Source organism: Pseudomonas sp. R1-1, from assembly GCF_051132135.1.
Taxonomy (GTDB): domain Bacteria; phylum Pseudomonadota; class Gammaproteobacteria; order Pseudomonadales; family Pseudomonadaceae; genus Aquipseudomonas.
Genome location: NZ_CP071663.1, coordinates 481,330 through 501,048, shown reverse-complemented (window position 1 = coordinate 501,048; position 19,719 = coordinate 481,330). Strand labels below are relative to the sequence as shown.

Here is a 19,719-nt window from a genome sequence, read left to right as displayed (position 1 = left end):
TGGGAACGATCAATTTAAAGAGACCCCGCATGAGACTGTCCCGCTTCTTTATCGACGCCCCGCTGAGCACCGGCGAACACGAACTGCCGGAAGCCCAGGCGCATTACATCAGCCGCGTGTTGCGCATGGCCGAAGGCGATTCGGTGCAGTTGTTCGACGGTTCCGGCCATGAGTTTCGCGGATCGCTGGTTGAGGTCGGCAAGAAGCGCGTCGTCGTGCAGATCGACGAGCAACTGCCGGGTCAGGTCGAGTCGCCGCTGCACATCCACCTCGGCCAGGGCTTGTCCCGGGGCGAGCGCATGGATTGGGCGATTCAGAAAGCCACCGAACTGGGCGTGAATGAAATCACCCCTATCTTCAGCGACCGCTGCGAAGTCCGTCTCAAGGACGAACGTGCCGACAAACGCCTGCAGCACTGGCGGCAGGTAGCGATCAGCGCGTGTGAGCAATGCGGACGTTCACGAGTGCCGGTGATTCATCCACCGGTATTGCTGGCGGACTGGATCAAGCAGACCGAAGCCGAGCTGAAACTGGTGCTGCACCCAGTGGCCGAGCCGCTGGTCAGTCATGCCCGACCGGCGACGCTGGCGTTTTTGATCGGCCCGGAAGGTGGCTTGTCCGATGCTGAAGTCGAGCAGGCCAAAGGCAACGGCTTCCACGCCGCCCGCCTCGGCCCGCGGGTGCTGCGCACCGAGACCGCGCCGGTTGTAGCGCTGGCGGTAGCCCAGCAGCTTTGGGGTGACTTCTAAGGCCTCATCGCTAGCAGGCTAGCTCCCACACTGGATTTTGGGTGTGCACAAATTCTGTATTCACTGGAGATCACCTGTGGGAGCTAGCCTGCTAGCGATTGGCAGCGCCTCGGTCTACAAGACATAAAACAGAATCGCCACAAAGTGCAGCAAGCTCCCGGCAATCACGAACAGATGCCAGATCCCATGGGCATGGCGCAGCCGGTGGTCGAGGGCAAAAAAGATAATCCCCACCGTATACAACACCCCGCCCGACGCCAGCCAGGCAAACCCCGCCGTGCCCAGCGCGGCGATCAGCGGTTTGACCGCGACCAGCACGATCCAGCCCATCACCGCGTAAATCACGATCGACAGGATCCGCGCCTCCGAGCGCGGTTTGATTTCTTGCAGGATGCCGATCAGCGCCAGCCCCCAGACGATCCCGAACAGCGTCCAGCCCCATGGCCCGCGCAGGGTTACCAGACAAAACGGTGTGTAGCTGCCGGCAATCAGCAGGTAGATCGAAAAGTGATCGACCTTTTTCATGATCGCTTTCTTGCGCCCGCGCACGCTGTGGTACACGGTCGAGGCGCTGTAGAGCACCAGCAGGGTGAACGCGTAGATCGCCACGCTGACAATCTTCCACGGACTGCCGTCGAGACTGGCGATCACCAGCATCCACACGCCGCCAATAAACGCCGCCACCGCCCCGACCAGATGGGTCCAGGCGTTGAGTTTTTCCCCGTGATACATGTGTTTCACACCTCGTCTTCATCACCGCAGCGCGCAAGGCTCGGGCCTTGAGCGTAAAAGCGCAATGTTTCTGTTCAACCGCGCCTGCGCGGCACGCCGGAATTGGGCACAATCGGTCGACACCAAAAAGAGCCCGCGCCATGCTGATCGACGAAGAATTGACCCTGAAAAAACTCGAGGTGTTCCTCGCCTTCATGCGCACCGGCAACCTCGCCCGCGCCGCCGCCGAATTGCAGACCAGCAACGTCAGCGTGCACCGCGCCATTCATTCGCTGGAAAGTGCCCTGCGCTGCCCGCTGTTCAAACACGAAGGGCGCAACCTGACGCCGCTGGAAAGTGCTTATGTGCTGGAAGAACGTGCGCAGAAGCTGATTAACGACGTGGTCGACAGCGTGCGCCTGACCCGCGAAGCCGCCGGGTTCTCGGCCGAACGCTTCAAGCTTGGCTCGCTGTATTCGCTGACGGTGAAGACCGTGCCGCAGTTGATCATGGGCCTGAAAATCCGTCGCAGCGAACTCAACATCGACCTGATCCTCGGCTCGAACATCGACCTGCTCTACAAGCTGAAAAACATGGAGGTCGACGCGATTCTGGTGTCGCTCGACGACAGCATCAACGACCCGGACTGCGAGCAGATTGCGCTGTTTTCCGATGACATCTTTCTCGCCACACCGGCGGATTCCAAGTTCGCCCAGCGCAGTGAAGTCGATCTGGCCGAGGTGCGCGATGAAACTTTCATCACCCTGACCCAGGGCTTCGCCACGCATCAGGATGGCAACCGGGTGTTCAGGCAGGCGGGGTTCGAGCCGAAAGTGGCGATGCAGGTGAATGACATTTTCACCTTGTTGAGCATGGTCAGCTCGGGCGTGGGTTATGCGTTGTTGCCGGGGCGGATTGCGGCGGTGTACGAGAATCGAGTGAAGCTGATTCCGTTGCAGGAAAAGTATCGGTTGCAGCAGCACATCGGGGTGGTGTTCTTGAAGGCCAAGGAGAGGGACCCGAATTTGCTGGCGTTGCTGGCGGAGTGTCGGATGTATGCCAATCGCCAGGTCAGCCCATGATCGACAGAAGATCAAGATCAAGAGCTACCCCCTCACCCCAGCCCTCTCCCCCAAGGGGGAGAGGGGAAAGGGAGCAGATCGGGGGCTTTTCAGAACCTGAGTTCGACTCAGAAATTTCAGGTCGATGAAACTCATGCATCCACCTCGGTCAGTCCCCTCTCCCTTTGGGCGGTCCGACGTTTCGGGAGGGCTAGGGTGAGGGTTAGCTTTTCGGCAGTCAGCCCATCAACCCACGCATCGCCAGAAACAACAGCGAAGGCCCAAGCAAACAGCCAAGCGCGGTATAGAACGCCGCCGTCAGGCAACCATAAGGCACCAGCTTCGGATCCGTCGCCGCCAACCCGCCAGCGACGCCGCTGGAAGTGCCCATCAAGCCGCCGAAAATCACCGCACTGCGCGGGTTGTTCAGGCCGATCATTGGTGCCACGAATGGTGTCATCACCATCACCAGAATCGCCTTGATCAGCCCCGCCGCAATCGACAGCGCCATCACCTCGGAACTGGCGCCAATCGCCGCGCCGGTCACCGGCCCGACGATATACGTCACAGCGCCCGCGCCAATCGTGGTCAGGCTGACCGCATCGGTGTAACCGAACGCCATCGCCACACCCACGCCCGCAACAAACGAGGTGCCGACGCCGACAAACAACGCCAGCACACCGACAAACCCGGCGCGTTTGAGCTCGTCGACGCTGACACCAAACGCGGTGGCGACAATCGCAAAATCGCGCAGCATGGCGCCGCCGAGCAGGCCGATACCGGACAACAACGGAATATCCACCACGCCCTTCTGCCCGCCGGTCAGCGCGCCGCCGACATACGACAGCACCAGGCCGAGCAGAATGGCAATCGCCGAGCCGTGCAGGCGGCCCTTGGTGAAGGTGTTGGACATCCAGTAGGACACCCACATGGTCAGGCCGACAATCAAAAAGCCGCTGATCAGGCCGTAGCCGGTGATCACTTTCATCATCGATTCGTACATGGCGATTACCCCGCAGTCTTGGCTGGAGCAATCGGCGTCTGTTGCTTGTTGCCCATGCGCGTCAGCACAGGCACCAGAGCAAAGGCGATCACCACGGCCAGCGTGCCGGCGAGAATTGCCATCGGCCCGCCCTTCAGCGCGCCGTAGACGTTCTGCTGCGCCGCCATGGCAACCACGATGGGAATGTAGATCGCACTCCAGAACTCCACGCCCTGCTCGGTCTTGCCCTTGAGCCAGCCGCTTTTGTACAGATAACTGCCGAGGCCGATCAGCAGCAGCATCGCAATGCCGACACCGCCGACGTTGGCCGGCACGCCGATCAGCTTGCCGAGCAATTCACCGATCCAGATACCGACCAGCGTACAAAAGGCGAGAAACGCCACACCGTAAATAATCATTGTTGTAGTCCTCAAAGTGCATCGTCGAATGTTGTTTTTGTTGTTCGAAGCTTGAGTCGCGGCGGTTTTAGAGTTGGCGGCCACCCTCCTCTCGCAACAGCGCTTGCAGGGTGTCGAGGCGGGCACTGTCGAAGGCCGTGACGGTGCCCTGCTCGAACATCCGGCGCGCCAGTCCGGTCAGCACCGCACCGGGCGGCAGTTCGATTTGTAGACGCACGCCGCGCTCGTAGGCGCTTTGCACGGTGCCGCGCCAGTCCACCACGCGGCACATATTGAAGGCGAGGTCGTCGCGCAGCGCTTCTACCTTGGTCACAGGCCGCGCACGGCTACCGCTCAGGTAAGCGATTTTCGGGGTTTTCAATTCAACCCTGGCAAAGGTTTCGGCGAGGGTTTGCGCCGGTTCGTCCAGCAGCGGACAGTGCGACGGCACGCTCACGGCCAGACGCTTCGCCAGACCGGCGCCACGACTGCGCGCCAGTTCGGCCACCGCTTGCATGGCCTCGTCGCTACCGGCAATCACCACCTGATTATCGGCGTTGATATTGGCCAGATACACCGGCGAATCCTCGCCGTGCACCTGCGCCAGCAGCGTTTCGACTGTGGACAATTGCAGTCCGATGATCGCGGTCATGCCGTAGCCCTGTGGATAAGCCTGCTGCATCAGCTCACCGCGCAGGCTGACCAGATGCAACGCGTCCCTGAAGCTCAAGGCCCCGGCGACCACTGCAGCCGGATAGGCGCCGATGGACAAGCCTGCGACGTAATCCGCCGTCAGCCCTTCCTGCAATAACTGCCGTGAGGCGGCGACGCCGGCGATCAGCAGGCACAGCTGAACCGCCCGCGTCGTGCGCAACGCTTCGGTGCAATCCAGCCGCAAGACATCTTCACCGAGCACATCGCTGGCCTCGGTCAACACTTCCCCAGGCAAACGCTGGAGCATGCCGGCTTGCTGCGCGCCCTGGCCGGGGAACACCAGCAGACTGCTCACGCTGCCTGCTCCTGCGGCTGCCATGGATCGACCACCAATTGCGCCTGTTGCGCATTTTTCAGCAGCAACCGCGCCGACCCACTGGCCCATTCGCGCAACGCCACCGCGCCGAATGGGGTTTGCAATTGCATGTCGACCCGGCACGCGGCTCGATCAAAAAACGCGACCAGCGCGCGTGCCTGCTGACGGGTAATCGGTTGCGCTGCGCGCAGGATCAGATCGAGGTCGCTGGCCGCGTGCATCGCGGCAAAACCGCTGGCCAGCTCAAAGCCGACACTGCCGCTGACACCCCAGACCCAACCACAGTCATCGAGCATCGGCCGCAATTGCCTGAGCGCTTGCATGACCGGCAGATCACGCGCGCTGTCGACATGACACAACGCTTCAGGACTGACCCGCCGCACAATCGAATCGACGCGCATGAACGCCGCCAGCCGCTGCTCACGCAGCAACCCACGCACGCCCACCGCAATCAGACCTCCAGCACTCAGCGCGCGCCGCACCACCACCGGTTGCCCGGCGGCCAGCGACTCGATCGCCCACTGCGGCGCATCCGCCGGCAACTGCGCCGGGATCATGCCCCAGAGCAGGTCGTGGGCCAGTGGCATGTTCACCACTGCGCCCTCAGCAATTCGCGAACCTTGCTCGACGCCGCGCGATTGCTGGCACCGAGGCGATTGCTCAGGTCGGTGCCGGTGATATCGCCGATGGCTTGCTTGAGGCATTCGCTGACGCGCGCCAGATCCTCTGCCGTCGGCTGTTCAATCTGCTGCACCGAGAGGGTTTCCCAGAGCAGACCGAGGCTCGCGTAGCTGTCGATGTCATAAGCCATCGGCGGCACGCTGGCGGCCAGCGCTTCCAGTTCTTCAACGCTGCGCAACGTCACCCGCGCCGCCGACGCCTTGCCCATCGCATGCACCATCACGCCGGGATCGCGCAGGGCGATCAGGCGGTTGGCCTGATAACCGTGCGCCAGAAACGCTCCGGACATGGCCTTGCCGACCAGCAAGGCAATCACCGGATGCCCGGCCAGCCGTGCACGGGCATAACTGCCCGCCGCGCCGCCCAACGCCTGATGAATACCGAGCGCTTCTTCGCGCCGACCATAGGCCTGGCTCGGCACATCGACGATGGCGATGATCGGGCGCTTTTGCGCGTTATCGCGATCAGCGCTGATCGCGTCATCCACCGCCTTGGCCAGCCCCCAGCCTTCGAGCAAGCCGACTTCGCCGTTGCGAGCACGTGGGAAACGATTGTCCGGGTCAGCGACCACGGCGATAAAACGCCCGAGTTCAGCGTCAGCAACTTTCAACGACGGCGGCAGGCCTTCGACATTTTTAGCGCCCGCGCTCAAGGCGTTGAACCAGTTCAAACCGCGCAATGAATAACCGCTCATGAGCGCTCTCCTTGATACAGATCGCGAACCACCGAGGGCTCGATTTGCTGGTCAGTGTTCAGACTGCCCAGACGCTGCAGGAACCACTCGGCGCTTTGGCTGCGTGGCTGCGCCGGCAAACCCTGCTGGAGCAATTCGCCGACCTGCTGACGAATCTGCGCCACGTCATCACCAACGTAACGATCCACCAGAGCACTGTTGAAGCGCTGCTCGCCACCGGTCAGGCTCCAGATGAACGGCCGGTCGCGTGAGTCATATTCCTCGATCCCGGCTTCCTGTTCGATGACTTGCGGGCCGTTCAGGCCAAGACGTGCTTCCTGAGTCACCAGCAGATAGCTGCACAGCGCCGCGGCAATCGACACGCCGCCGAAGCAACCGACGCTGCCGGCGACCACGGCGACCACCGGTTGGTATTGCTGCAAATCGACAATCGCTGCGTGAATATCGGCAATCGCCGCCAAGCCGAGGTTGGCTTCCTGCAAGCGCACGCCACCGGTTTCCAGCAGCAGCACCGCTCGGGTCGGTATGCCTTTGCGGTTGTCCTCGGCGGCCAGTTCCAGCGCGCCGGCAATTTTCGCCCCGCCGACTTCGCCAAGGCTGCCGCCCTGAAACGCGCCTTCGATCGCCGCAATCACCACGGGCAAACCGTCGAGGCTGCCCTTGGCGATGATGACGCCGTCGTCGGCCTGCGGCACCACGCCCTGGCGTTCCAGCCACGGCGACATGACCCGTTGAAACGGATCGAGCAGTTCGCGAAACGTCCCGGCGTCGAGCAAGGCTTTCGCCCGTTGCCGCGCGCCGAGTTCAACGAAGCTGTGTTTGTTGAGCAACGCGGCGCTGTCAGTCATGGCCGATCTCCTCGAAACCCTGTTCCAGACGCAAGCGCACCACCCCCGGCGTCGCGCCGAAATCGTGGATATCGATGGCCATCGCCGGTGGCGTGGTGCCGTCGAACATCCGCGCGAACAGATGCTGCCAGCGCTGTTGCGCGCCGTTGACCGAGGTTTGCACGTTGATCGTCAGCTTGCCGGCCAGGCCAGGTTCGATCAGCACTTCCAGATCGCCCGAGCCGACACAACCGACCAGCGCACGCCCGCGTGGCGGCTGCCCGGCGGGAAATTCAAACGATAGGCTTTCCATCAAAACGCTCCCTGAAGGATGCCGTCGCGCTCGATTCGGTCGAGCAGCAGCGTGGCGGCGAGCAAGTCGGCGGCGCCACCGGGCGAGGCATTCAATGCGATGAGTTGTTGATCCAGTTCGTGCAGGCGACGGCGGCCTGTCAGGCTGGCACTGCCGCCGGCATCGAGCACCGCTTGCGCGCCGCTTTGCATGGCGTGCAGGCCTTGTTCGCCGGCGCGATAGAGCACGCAGGTGTCGGCCAGCTCGGTCATGATCGCCAGCAAGGCGTCGAGCCGGGCGTTCTGTTCGCCGACGCCGTTGGCGCGGCTGTTCTTCAATTGCGGCAAGCCGCGTTGCAGCACCGAGGGGAAGCCGAGTTGCGCTTCCTCGCGAGCACCGCGTGCGCCGTAACGCTGGGCGACTTGAGCGCCGTGGCTGAGTGGCTTCGGTGCGTAGCGGTCGTCGAGCAACGCCAGGCGTGCCGCACAAAGAGCGACGGAGCTCGGTTGCAGCGCGGCGGCGGTGACCAGCAGACCCAGCGCCCAGATTGCGCCGCGATGGGTATTCACACCGTTAGTGGTCGCGAGCATCGCCTGCTCGCCTTCGCGACCAATCCGGCCAATCGCTTCGCGCAACGGCAGACCGACTTCGCCCATGTGCAGCGCGGCCTCGGCCATTTCCTTGAACGCCGGCCACAACGCCAACGCCGAAGCGTGCATCAGGCCCAGGTGCAGATCGGTATGGGCGCCGTTGCCGCGACGGTCGACCAGCGCCGGTTTCGGCGACAGGTCGGCTTCGTCGATCAACGCGTCCACCGCCAGATCGGCCAAGCGATCAGCCAGCGACAGCGGTTGTGCTTGCAGGTTGAATGCGTGCATTACCAGCTCCTGAATTTGGCGGGCGGGTTGTACAGGCCACCGGACCACTCGACCAGATCCGCCACGCTTTTCGCCGCGAGCAGTTCGCGGGTGGCGTCGGTGCGGCGGATGCCGAGGTCTTCGGGCAAGGCGATCAAGCCTTCGCGGCGCATGCGCTCGGTGTCTTTCGGGTTATGGCGCAGGCCAATCGCGGTGACGCCGGCCACCGCGGCGATCATCGCCTGGCGCTCCTCCAGCGAGCGCGCCTTGTACAGGTAGGCGATGCCTTCTTCAGTCAGCAGGTGGGTAACGTCGTCGCCGTAGATCATGATCGGCGCCAGCGGCATGCCGCTTTTCTTCGCCACTTCGACCGCGTCGAGGGTTTCGACGAAGGTCGGTTTGCCGCCCTCCTGGAACGTCTCGACCATTTGCACCACGAGTTTCTTGCCGCGTTCGAGCATCGGTTGCGGCGCATCGCCGTGACGCATGTCCAGCCACGCCGGGGTGTCGTGACGGCGACCGCGCGGGTCATGGCCCATGTTCGGCGCGCCACCGAAACCGGCCAGTCGACCACGGGTCACCGTCGAGGAATGCCCGTCGCCATCGACCTGCAATGTCGCGCCGATAAACAGGTCAACCGCGTACTGCCCGGCGAGTTGGCAGACCATACGATTGGAACGCAGCGAGCCGTCGCGGCCGGTGAAGAACACGTCTGGCCGGGCGGCGATGTAGTTCTCCATGCCCAGTTCGGTGCCGAAGCAATGCACGCTTTCGACCCAGCCGCTTTCGATCGCCGGGATCAGCGTCGGGTGCGGGTTGAGGGTCCAGTTGCGGCAGATCTTGCCTTTAAGGCCGAGGGATTCGCCGTAGGTCGGCAGGATCAGCTCAATGGCGGCGGTGTTGAAACCGATGCCGTGGTTGAGCGACTGCACATTGTGTTTTTCGTAGATCCCGCGGATTGCCATCATCGCCATCAACACATGCACAGGCTTGATGTGGCGCGGGTCGCGGGTGAACAGCGGTTCGATGTAGAACGGCTTGTCGGCCACCACGACGAAATCGACCCATGAGGCAGGAATGTCCACGCGCGGCAGTTCGCTGACGTCATCCACCAACTGGTTGACCTGAACGATGACGATGCCATCGCTGAACGCGGCCGGTTCGATCAGTGCCGGGGTGTCTTCAGTGCTGGGGCCGGTGTAGATATTGCCGGCGCGGTCGGCCATGAACCCGGCCGAAAGTACGACGTTGGGGATCAGGTCCACCACCAGCCGTGCATAGAGTTCGATGTAAGTGTGAATCGCGCCGACTTCGAGCAGGCCGTCTTCAAGCAACTGGCTGATGCGCAGGCTCTGGGTGCCGGCGAAAGAGAAATCGAGCTTGCGGGCGATGCCGCGTTCGAACAGATCAAGGTGCTCGGAGCGGCCGACGCTGGGCATGATCATGTGCAGGTCGTGAAGCTTTTGCGGGTCGGCCTTGGCCAGGGAACGCGAAAGAAAATCCGCCTGCTTCTGGTTATTGCCCTCCAGCACCACACGGTCGCCCGGATGGATCAGCGCTTCGAGCGCGGCGACGATCTTGTCGCTGGGCAACACCGCACCATCGGCCAGCCCGCGCACCTTGTCGAGCCGGCGCTGCTTCTCATCGCGCCGCCGCGTCCAGCGCGAGTCGGGGGAAATTATTGTTGTCATGCTCACTCCACGGGTTCGCTGTCGTGGAGCCAAGGTAGGCGTGTGAGGTGGGGGCATCAATCAAGCACGGTGGTGAATCGTTACGTTCAGCGTAATGATCAAGAGCGCCCTCACCCTAACCCTCTCCCGGAGGGAGAGGGGACCGATTGGGGGATATTCGGGAATTGCGACGGCCTGGCAATGTTGCACTGAATCCGGGATTTACCCAGGTTTACCAGCTCCATAATCGACTCGGTTTTTCAGGTCGATGTACAACGCCAGACACCTCGGTCGGCCCCCTCTCCCTCCGGGAGAGGGCTGGGGTGAGGGTCGGCTTTGAAGTCACTCCGTCGGCACCAACCTGTCCAACACACGATTCACAGCCATCTCCGCCACCATCACCACTTGCGCAATACCCTGCACGGTCTTGCGGTGCGTGCCCTCCACCATCGCCGCATGATTGTTGAGCATGACGGTGGCGGAGCCGAGGGTTTCGCTGGCGTCGGCCAGCAGAGATTCGGTGTCGGCATTTGGGTTGGCCATATACAGCGTGTTGGGGGTGTAGGGCGTGGCCATAAGGTCGGCGTTGGTCGGACCGAGGTAGTGGTCAAGCGCGCGTTCGGCGGCTTCGTGGAATTTCTTTGAGTCGGTGGATTCGTAGGGGGATGCGGGGTCGGTGAGCGGGGGGTTAGGCGTTACTTTGAACATTTACCAGATCCTCATTCGGGCTAGCCATCGCTTCCCTACTAAAAGAAGTGGAGGCAGCTGTGCGCAGGTTAGTAGACCGGGGATCTGGGAAACCGGCGCGCCCGAAGGCGCCCTGCGCACAACCACCATAAAGTGCAGGCATGGAGTACCTGACTGTCTGATGAGCTATACGCCCCAAATATGACGGGCTACTAAACCCGATCACTGGAAATCAGTGACGGAATCAAGTTACGCAGCCAGCCCAAGGCGCACAAGCCGGCGGATTCTGGTGCATGCGTAGGCAGCGGCGCAAGGATTTGTAGGCTGGTGAGCCGTAACGCCGAGTGTCTTTAAACAGCTTGGTTAAATGGTGTTTATTGCACTGCAGAAATTGAGGATTTTCCTGTAAGAATTTGGTGATGTAACTGGCCCCATCGCTGGCAAGCCAGCTCCCACAGTCCGAGTGGTATCCGAATTCGGTGTACCACACAAAACCCTGTGGGAGCTGGCTTGCCAGCGATGAGGCCCGTCTGAGCACCACCCATTCTGGATCAATGGACCAGCCCCGCCTCCACCAACAACTGCTCCAGCGCCAACAAATCCGGCACCTTCGCCACCTGTTCGCCGACCTGTACTGCCGCCCGCTCCAGCCTGCACAGCGGCACGTCGACGTAACTCAACTGACTGTCGAGCTTGTACGAGCGCGGGATGCCCTGCACCAGCAATGCGATGAACCTGAGCTCCGGCAGCCCGCCCAGCGCATTCAAGATCACAATCCGTACCCGCTCGCCGATGACGATCTTCTGCCCGCACGCTGACTCGAAACTGATCAGCGGGATCTGCCGCTCGCGCCAGGTCACCCGGCCCAGATACCACGGTGGTGTGTCGAGGTCGAAGGCGCTGGCCTGGTAGTCGATCAGTTCGGCGACGGCGACGTTGGGCAGGATCAGATTGCGATCCGCCAGCGGCAACAACAGGCCGGTGAGCTGGCTGCTGCGCAACGAGTGCCCGTGTTCATGCATGTCTGTTGCTCCAGTGGGCAATGCTTTCGAGCAGTACCGATTCCTGATACGGCTTGCCGAGGTAATCGTTGACGCCGATGGCCATGGCGCGGTCGCGGTGTTTCTGGCCGGTGCGCGAGGTGATCATGATGATCGGCAGGTGCTGCAGGCGTTCGTCGTTGCGCACTTGCGTGGCGACTTCGAAGCCGTCCATGCGCGGCATTTCGATGTCGAGCAGCATCACGTCAGGCAGGTGTTCTTCGAGCAGCAGCATGGCGTCAACCCCGTCCTTGGCGGTCAGTACGTTCATGCCGTGGCGTTCGAGCAGGCGGCTGGTGACCTTGCGCACCGTCACCGAGTCGTCGACCACCATCACCAGCAACGGTTTCTGCGGTTCGCTGTCGAGGTCGCTCAGGGCTGGCTGCTGCGCCACCCGTGCCTGCATCGCTCGGATCGGTGCGAGCAGGTCAAGGATCAGCACCACCCGGCCATCGCCGAGGATCGTCGCGCCGGACACGCCCTGCAACGCGGCGAACTGCGGGCCGAGGCTCTTCACCACGATTTCCCGGGTACCGGCCATGGCGTCGACCAGCACGGCGATGCGCCGGTCGTTGTAGTGCACCAGCAACACCGGCAGCGGCAGATTCTGCCCGAGCAGTTTCGGTCGTGGCGCGGTTTTCAGCAGCTCGCCGAGGTAGCACAGTTCATAGGTCTGGCCGGCGTAGTGATAGCGCGGCGGGTCCTGACGAAAGTGCCCTTCCAGATCATTCGGCAATACGCGCACGATGCCTTCGATGGTGTGCAGCGGAATTGCGTATTGATCCTCGCCGCACTGCACCATCAATGCACGGTTGACCGACACGGTGAACGGCAGCCGGATACGGAAATGCACGCCCTGCCCCGGCACCGAATCGATGCTCATGCTGCCGCCCAACTGACGCACTTCTTCGTGGACCACGTCCATGCCGACGCCGCGCCCGGAAATCTGGGTGATCTTTTCCGCCGTGGAAAACCCCGGCTGCAAGATGAACTGAAACACGTCGCGGTCGCTGATCTCCGCTTCCGGGGCGAGCAGGCCGCGTTTGATCGCCTTGCGCCGCACCGCTTCCAGCGGCACCCCGGCGCCGTCATCACGAATATCGAAAACGATGTCGCCGCCCTCACGGGACAGGTCGAGGGTGATCCGCCCCTGTGCCGGTTTGCCTGCCGCCAGCCGCACTTCGGCGGACTCCAGACCATGGTCGACGGCGTTGCGCAGCATGTGTTCCAGCGGCGCGGCCATGCGCTCCAGCACGTTGCGATCCATCTCGCCTTCGGCGTTGCCGACGACGAAAGCGACGTCCTTGTGCAGCTCTTCAGCGACCTGGCGGACGATGCGTTTGAGCCGCGGCAGCATGCGCTCGAACGGCACCATGCGCGTACGCATCAGACCTTCCTGCAATTCGGTGTTGACGCGCCCCTGTTGCTGCAACAGGTTCTCCGCGTCGTGGTTGCGCCGGTCGAGGGTTTCCTTGAGGTCGAGCAGGTCGGACGCCGATTCGAACAAGGCCCGCGACAGTTGCTGCAACTGCGAATGGCGGTCCATTTCCAGCGGATCGAATTCTTCATAGCCAAGGCGTTCGCCGTCGACTTGCTGGCGACTGAGAATCCGCCCCTGGGTTTCGGTGTCGAGGCGGCGCAACTGATCGCGCATGCGCTCGATGGTAGTTTCCATCTCGTTCAGCGCGACTTGCGCATCGTTGACCTGCTGCTCGATACGGCCACGGAAGATCGAGGTTTCTCCGGCCAGGTTGACCAGCTCATCGAGCAGTTCGGCGGAGACCTTGACCATGTCCGCAGCGGCCTCGGCGGGCGCTGGCGTCGGCTCGGATTTCGCCGGCAATGGCGGCGCTGGCGGCACTTCGGCACTCAGCGGATGGCTGAAATTCTGGATCGCATTGATCAAGCGGTCCGCCGGTGGGCACGGTTGCCCGGCGCGCACCCCGTCGAGCATTTGCGCGAGCCGGTCATGGCCACGCTGTACCAGAGCGAACAGCTCTGCCGACGGCTGCAAGGCGCCGGAGGACAGGCTTTCGTAAAGGTATTCGAGTTCGTGGGCGAGGTCGCCGATCGGGCCGATCTCGACCATCCGCGCGCCGCCTTTAAGGGTGTGCAGGTCGCGCAACAGGGTTTCCACTTCCTGGCGGTTGCCCGGCTCGGCCTGCCAGCGCAGCAGCGCGGCGCCGGAGTTTTCGATGATGTCGAAACCTTCCTCGAGGAAGATTTCCAGCAATTCCGGATCGTGGCCGCCGCTGTCAGGGTCGGCGCTGGCTGTCGGCGTTTCGCTGGCGCTCGCGCCATGGCGCGCCTGGCGCAGCGCTTCGATCAAGGCCTGCGCCGGCTCCAGCGCTTGCCGGGCTTGCAGTTGCTCGACCAGCAACGCCAGACGCTCATGGCCGTTGAGCAGCAACTGCGCCAGCGCGCTGCTGTGGCTGAAACGCCGATCAGCCAGACCTTCGTAAAGGTTTTCCAGTTCTTGCGCGAGGTCGCCGATCGCCTCGACCTCGGCCATCCGCGCACCGCCCTTGAGGGTGTGCAGGTCGCGCTGCAACGACGACAGCGGTGCACCGTTATCCGGTTCGCTGAGCCAGCGCTGCAAGGCCTGGCCGGCGCTGTCGAGAATGTCGATGGCCTCTTCTATGAAGATCTCGACGATTTCGTCGTCCGCCGCCAGCGGTGCGGCGGATTGCTGCAATTCGGCGGTGGCGCTGCCCAGCTCGCGGATGCTCAGGGTGCGGCTGCCGTCGCTGCGGATCAGGCCCATGGACGAAGGATCAAGGCTTTCATCGAGCAGTTCATGCAGGGCACGAACGCGCTCGGGCTGCGGGGTGATTTCCTGGCCGGCGGCCAGTTCGTCGAGCATGTTGATCAGCGCTTCGTGGGCCTGCTGCGCTTCGTGGAAAAACCGCTCGCTGACCGCCAGGCTGCTTTCTTCGACAGCGCCGTAAAGGTCGAGCAAGGCCTCGCAGAGCACGTCGACCGAGAGCAGATCGGCCAGATGCGCGCCTTCGCCGAGGGTCGTCAGTTCGTCGAGCAAGGCGCTCAGTTCCTGGCGTTCGCCGGGATGCTGCTGCCAGCGCTGCAACAGGCTTTCGGCGTCGAGCAGGATGTCCATGCCCTGAGCGAGAAAGTTGTTGATCAGTTGCGGATCACGCTTGACCCGTTGGCCGGTGTCCGGCGCATCGAGGATCGACGCCAGTCGCTCGGCGAGCAGGCTTTGCGCGCGCTTGATCAGTGACTGCGCACCGACAATCGGCGCCAGCGGATCGTGCTTGAGCTGGCGCAGGCCGACGCGTAGCAGGCCTTCGGCTTCCAGCAGCAACTCGACCTCGTCGAGGTCCAGCGGCAACTGGTGCGCCTTGAATTCGCGGGCCAGTTGATCGAGTGGCGCGGCGAGTTCGGCAATCGGCACCACGCCGGCCATCGACGCGCTGCCCTTGAGCGTGTGCAGGGCGCGTTGCAATTCATCGCTGGCCGGCAGCGGCACATGCTCGGCCGCCTGGTCGAGGAAGCGGTTGAGGCTGGCGAGGTGGGTTTCCGCCTCTTTACGGAAAATCTCCAGCAGCAGCGGATCGAGCGCGGCGACATCGTCGACGTCTTCAGCGGCTAGCGGCTCGTCGCCCTTGGCCAGCGCATGGGCACGGGCGGCCAGTTGGTCGACATCGCTGCGCTGACGCTGGCGCTGCGTGGCGAATTCGCTGATCAGTTCGGGCAGCAGCAAAACGGTGTCGGTGAGCAAGCGCTGCACCACCGAACCCGGTTCGACGCTTTGCTCCAGCACGCGGTTGAGCAAGTTCTCCACCGCCCACGCCAGCTCGCCAAGGATCAGCGCGCGGACCATACGCCCGCTGCCCTTGAGCGTATGAAAGGCCCGGCGCAGTTCGCTCAGCGCTTCGCGATCCTGTGGATCGGCGCTCCAGCGCGGCAGGTATTCATGCAGGACGGCGAGCACTTCGTCGGTCTCTTCGAGGAACACCTCGCGCAACTCGTCATCGACCGGTTCTTCATCGGCGGGCGGCGGCAGCAGGCTTTCGGGGGTGCTGCGTGCCGGCGGGTTGACCGCCGAAACCGGGCTGGCGAGGACGTCGGCCAGCGATTGCACGACCTCTGGATCATCCAGCGTTTGTAGATCCTGCATCACCAGTGCTTCATCGGGGCTGAGCACCTCGTCGAGCACCGGCACCTGCTGCTCGCCGGGCGCCTCGTCGGCGTGATCGTCGGGGAAGAAACCGAGGCTGGCGAGGCGCTTCTGCGCCACGTCCAGCAGTTGCTCACTCGGCGCCAGCGGGTCGTCGCCCCAGCGCTCGAGATAGTATTCGAGGCTGCTGATGACATCGGCGAGCGCGTCCAGTTGCTGCCAACCCGGCTCATGCGGATCGAGCAGAAGATGTTCACGAATGAAGCCGTTGCAGGCCTCGACCAGACTCGCCGCCCGGCTCAAGGCAATCATCGCCAGCGCACCGCGCACCTGCGTCAGCAGCGCCGGCAACGCTTGCAGTTGCTGGCGATCCCAGTCGGCGTCGATGTAGTCGGCGATCATGTCCTTGGCCTGTTGCAGGCAGATGCGCGCTTCCTTGATCACGATCTGGTGAATCTGCGTCAGATCGGTGGTCGGCAGTTGCGCGTCTTCCGCGCTTTCCGTTTCGACGGTGCCGACCATCCCGGCCAGGGTCGCTTCGACGTAGAGCAAAGCGCCGGCGACGTCCATCAGGATCGCGTCGTTCGGTTCGCGTTGACCCTGCGCCAGGCTGAGCACCACCGCCAATTGATCGATGATGACCTTGCGCGGCTGGCCGAACCCGAGCACTGCGAGGGTGTCGGCGATCTGCCGCAGCGGCGCGAGCAGGCTGTCCAGATCTGCTGCGTGCTGACGGTCGCTGCGCACGAACAGATCGAGACGCTCCTTGACCCGCACCAGTTCTTCGCACAGCGCCGCGAGCACCGAGCGCATCGCGTCGCGATCGGGCCCGGCGAGGCGTGCGCGTTCTTCATCGACCATTGCGCTGTCAGGCAGCGCGTCGTCCAGGGAGTAGCGATCTTTCATGGTCAGCATCTGCCCGGTGGGATGTTCGGCTTTGGCAATATAGAACAACAGGCTTTTCAGCAGCTCCGGCGGCGCGGGCTGGTTGAGCCCGGCCATGCCTTGTTCGAGCAGGCGCTTGAGCTCTTTGTCGGCCTCCTTGAACAGGCTGCGCAGCGCCGGGCTGTTGGCAATGACGCCGTCGCGCATGCCTTCGACCAGCGCCGCCGCGATCTGCCATAACGGGCTCAGCGGCGCATCGCCGCTCAACGCTTCGAGGCGGGCGAAGACTTTGCCCAGATAACCGAGATGAGCCGGGTCATCCTGTTCGCGCAACAGGCCGACCAGGGCCATTTGCAGGGTCTGGCGCAGCTTGCGCAGCACGTTCGGCAGTTCCGGCGGTTGCAGTTGCGCCAGCGCCTGCGCGCCGAGCGGCGCCAGTTCAGGCAATTGCGGGCTGAACAGGCTGGTTTCCGACAGCAGGCTTTCGCCACGGGCGCTGCGCAGATCATTGATCAGCGGCAGCACCACCAGCGGCAGGTCACGCCGCGCGTTCTGTACGCGTTCGAGGTACATCGGCAACTGCCCGAGGGCTTGCAACAACAGGTGCAGGGCCTCATCGCGATGATTGACGCGGTCGTGTTGCAGGGCTTCGATCAAGTGCTCCATTTCTTCGGCGAGCAGCGCGGCGCCGTAGAACTCGATGATCTGCAAACTGCCGTGCACCTGATGGACGTAATCCAGGCACTCGTCCAGTCCCGGAAAGGCCTGCGGATCATCCAGCACGGCTTCAATCGCCTGATGCGCCTGCTTCAGCGTATCGGCGATTGCGCCTTTGACCCACTCGAGGGCCACGTAGTCGTGCCGGGCACCCATAACCACTCCACTCACGCTTTGTCTGTCGCCGCCGGCAAGGTGAATCCGGACACCGAGCGGCGCAGCTGGCTGGCCATCTTCGTCAGGTTGCCGATGCTTTCGGCGGTGGCGGTGGAGCCAGACGAGGTCTGCGAAGTGATCTGCTGGATCACGTTCATCGTCAGCGAAATCTGCCCGGCCGAAGACGTCTGCTGCTGCGCCGCGTTGGAAATGCTCTGGATCAACGCCGCGAGGGTTTTCGACACGCCTTCGATTTCTTCCAGGGCCACACCGGCATCCTGCGCCAGTCGCGCGCCGCGCACCACTTCGGTGGTGGTCTGCTCCATCGAGATCACGGCTTCGTTGGTGTCGGTCTGAATCGCCCGCACCAGGGTTTCGATCTGCCGGGTGGCGGCGGACGAGCGTTCGGCCAGGCGCTGCACTTCATCGGCCACCACAGCAAAACCGCGCCCGGCATCACCGGCCATCGACGCCTGAATCGCTGCATTGAGCGCAAGAATGTTGGTCTGGTCGGCGATGTCGTCGATCAGGCTGACGATGTCGCCGATTTCCTGGGACGACTCGCCGAGGCGCTTGATGCGCTTGGCGGTGTCTTGAATCTGTTCGCGAATGTTGTCCATGCCGTGGATGGTGTTGTGCACCACCTCGTTGCCCTTGTTGGCGATTTCCACCGAGCGTTCGGCAACCGCCGACGACTCCGCGGCGTTGGCCGAGACCTGATCGATCGATTGCGCCATGTCGTTGATCGCGGTCGACGCTTCGGAAATCTGCTGGGCCTGATGCTCCGAGGCTTGCGCCAGGTGCATGGCGGTGGCCTGGGTTTCCTGCACGGCGGCGGCGACCTGGCCGGCGGTGAGGTTGATGGTCGCGACCAGATCGCGCAACTGGTCGACGGAATAGTTGATCGAGTCGGCGATGGTCCCGGTGAAGTCTTCAGTCACCGAAGCGGTGACGGTGAGGTCGCCGTCGGCGAGGTCTTCGATTTCATCGAGCAGGCGCATGATCGCGTTCTGATTACGCTCGTTCTTCTCGGCGGTCTCTCGCAGTTGCCGGTTGGTTTCGCGCACCATCACCAGGCCGATGAGGATGATCGAGGCCAGCGCCAGCAAGCCAAGCACGTAACCGCCGATGGTGTCGGTGTTGCGCCCGCCAGCGAGGTTTTCGAAACGGGTGGCCAGGTGCGAGGCTTCGTCGAGCAAGGTTTGCGACAACGAGAAGATATTGGTTGCCGACTCGCGCACCTTGAACAGCTCGGGCGAGGTTTCGAGGATTTCATCCACCGAGCCTGAGACGAACTGGAACAGCTCGGAGATTTCACTCAGCCGGGCGCGCGCATCGCGGTCTTCGACCTGAGTGATTTTCAGCGCCGGGTTGCCCTGCAGCATGCCGTTGAGCACTTGACCGAAACGGGTCGCATCACGACCAAAAGCGTCAGCGGCCTGCTGCGAATTTTCGTCACCGGCCAGCACCGTGTTGACCGCGCCGAGGATGCGTTCGGCAAGCAGCGACTGACGCTGGGCCATCGCCACTTGCGCCGCTGGCGCACCGCGTTGCAGAAGGATTTCGACGACTTTTTCGTATTCGATCTGCAACTGCGGCACGGTTTCGGCCAGGGTTGCGGCGACCTGATGCAGCGACAGCACGGTCTGTTCGCTGGAAAGAATCGCGTCGGTGTTTTTCAGCAGGCGTTCCCAGTCCAGCTGCACCGCGCGCATTTCCGGGCGCACGGTCGCCGGTGCCGGCGGCAGGCCGGTGTTCGGATCACCTTTTTTCAGGTAACCCCAGCGCTGGGCGAAATCGTTGCGCGCGTCACTGAGCAGCTTGAACGCGGCGGCTTTACCGGCAGCGGCTTCGGTGGCGTTCTTGGCGATGCGCTGCGACAGCACGCGCAGCTCACCGGCGTGGCCGATGTACTGTTTGTCGTAGTTCGCCTGGGTGTTGAGGTAAGCGAAGTTGGCGAACAGCAGCATGATGAACACGATCAGTGCGATGAACAGCACGATGATCTGCGCGCGGCTGCGCGACGCTTCTGCCGACTTGCCTGTTTTTGCTGTTGTCATCGGTCCTCGCCTGTCTGAAGCCTACCGAAGCACCTGTGGGAGCCAGCCTGCTGGCGATTGAACGATACGCGGTGTGCCTGATAC

The 19,719-nt window shown here is 63.0% G+C and carries 16 protein-coding genes; 2 read left to right on the top strand and 14 right to left on the bottom strand.

Annotated features, from left to right (window positions below; translation table 11 throughout):
- The first annotated feature begins 29 nt into the window (after positions 1–29).
- A complete protein-coding gene (locus tag J3P75_RS02325; RefSeq protein WP_434709197.1) occupies positions 30–749 on the top strand; it encodes a 16S rRNA (uracil(1498)-N(3))-methyltransferase in 720 nt (239 codons plus the stop codon).
- 114 nt (positions 750–863) lie between these two features.
- Here the strand turns inward: J3P75_RS02325 and trhA are convergent, their stop codons facing one another.
- Complete coding sequence (gene trhA, locus J3P75_RS02320) at positions 864–1,481, bottom strand: PAQR family membrane homeostasis protein TrhA (protein ID WP_007964065.1); 618 nt, start codon at positions 1,479–1,481, stop codon at positions 864–866.
- A gap of 140 nt (positions 1,482–1,621) precedes the next feature.
- Here trhA and J3P75_RS02315 point away from each other — a divergent pair, with 140 nt between their 5' ends.
- Positions 1,622–2,542 carry a LysR family transcriptional regulator gene (locus J3P75_RS02315; RefSeq protein ID WP_434709196.1) on the top strand — a complete coding sequence of 307 codons (921 nt, stop codon included), beginning with the start codon at positions 1,622–1,624 and terminating at the stop codon, positions 2,540–2,542.
- 217 nt (positions 2,543–2,759) lie between these two features.
- Here J3P75_RS02315 and madM read toward each other — a convergent pair whose 3' ends face one another.
- The 13 genes from madM to J3P75_RS02250 form a co-directional block, all read right to left on the bottom strand.
- On the bottom strand, positions 2,760–3,524 hold the full coding sequence (madM, locus tag J3P75_RS02310; protein WP_038861195.1) for a malonate transporter subunit MadM: 765 nt from the start codon (positions 3,522–3,524) through the stop codon (positions 2,760–2,762).
- 5 nt (positions 3,525–3,529) lie between these two features.
- Complete coding sequence (madL, locus tag J3P75_RS02305; protein ID WP_093097491.1) at positions 3,530–3,922, bottom strand: malonate transporter subunit MadL; 393 nt, start codon at positions 3,920–3,922, stop codon at positions 3,530–3,532.
- 67 nt (positions 3,923–3,989) lie between these two features.
- On the bottom strand, positions 3,990–4,910 hold the full coding sequence (gene mdcH / locus J3P75_RS02300; protein WP_434709195.1) for a malonate decarboxylase subunit epsilon: 921 nt from the start codon (positions 4,908–4,910) through the stop codon (positions 3,990–3,992).
- Entirely contained in the window at positions 4,907–5,527 is a 621-nt protein-coding gene (locus J3P75_RS02295; RefSeq protein ID WP_434709194.1) for a malonate decarboxylase holo-ACP synthase, read from the bottom strand. Before J3P75_RS02295 ends, mdcH begins: the two co-directional genes overlap by 4 nt.
- Positions 5,521–6,306: a biotin-independent malonate decarboxylase subunit gamma gene (mdcE, locus tag J3P75_RS02290; RefSeq protein ID WP_434709193.1), complete on the bottom strand. Its 786-nt coding sequence runs from the start codon at positions 6,304–6,306 to the stop codon at positions 5,521–5,523. The genes J3P75_RS02295 and mdcE overlap by 7 nt, the downstream gene beginning before the upstream one ends.
- The gene (locus J3P75_RS02285; RefSeq protein ID WP_434709191.1) at positions 6,303–7,154 is read right to left on the bottom strand and encodes a biotin-independent malonate decarboxylase subunit beta; all 852 of its coding nucleotides are present in this window, start codon (positions 7,152–7,154) and stop codon (positions 6,303–6,305) included. The genes mdcE and J3P75_RS02285 overlap by 4 nt, the downstream gene beginning before the upstream one ends.
- Positions 7,147–7,446 (bottom strand): malonate decarboxylase subunit delta, encoded by a 300-nt coding sequence (locus tag J3P75_RS02280; protein WP_056786420.1) that lies wholly within the window; start codon positions 7,444–7,446, stop codon positions 7,147–7,149. The genes J3P75_RS02285 and J3P75_RS02280 overlap by 8 nt, the downstream gene beginning before the upstream one ends.
- Positions 7,446–8,303: a triphosphoribosyl-dephospho-CoA synthase gene (locus J3P75_RS02275; RefSeq protein WP_434709190.1), complete on the bottom strand. Its 858-nt coding sequence runs from the start codon at positions 8,301–8,303 to the stop codon at positions 7,446–7,448. Before J3P75_RS02275 ends, J3P75_RS02280 begins: the two co-directional genes overlap by 1 nt.
- Positions 8,303–9,973 carry a malonate decarboxylase subunit alpha gene (gene mdcA, locus J3P75_RS02270; RefSeq protein WP_434709189.1) on the bottom strand — a complete coding sequence of 557 codons (1,671 nt, stop codon included), beginning with the start codon at positions 9,971–9,973 and terminating at the stop codon, positions 8,303–8,305. Before mdcA ends, J3P75_RS02275 begins: the two co-directional genes overlap by 1 nt.
- 321 nt (positions 9,974–10,294) lie before the next feature.
- Positions 10,295–10,660 (bottom strand): DUF6124 family protein, encoded by a 366-nt coding sequence (locus J3P75_RS02265; protein WP_206414526.1) that lies wholly within the window; start codon positions 10,658–10,660, stop codon positions 10,295–10,297.
- 530 nt (positions 10,661–11,190) lie between these two features.
- Positions 11,191–11,661, bottom strand: a complete 471-nt coding sequence (locus tag J3P75_RS02260; protein ID WP_434709188.1) for a chemotaxis protein CheW — start codon at positions 11,659–11,661, stop codon at positions 11,191–11,193.
- The gene (locus J3P75_RS02255) at positions 11,654–17,575 is read right to left on the bottom strand and encodes an Hpt domain-containing protein (RefSeq protein WP_434709187.1); all 5,922 of its coding nucleotides are present in this window, start codon (positions 17,573–17,575) and stop codon (positions 11,654–11,656) included. Before J3P75_RS02255 ends, J3P75_RS02260 begins: the two co-directional genes overlap by 8 nt.
- An 11-nt stretch (positions 17,576–17,586) precedes the next feature.
- Complete coding sequence (locus J3P75_RS02250) at positions 17,587–19,635, bottom strand: methyl-accepting chemotaxis protein (RefSeq protein WP_090287125.1); 2,049 nt, start codon at positions 19,633–19,635, stop codon at positions 17,587–17,589.
- Between the last annotated feature and the right edge of the window lie 84 nt (positions 19,636–19,719).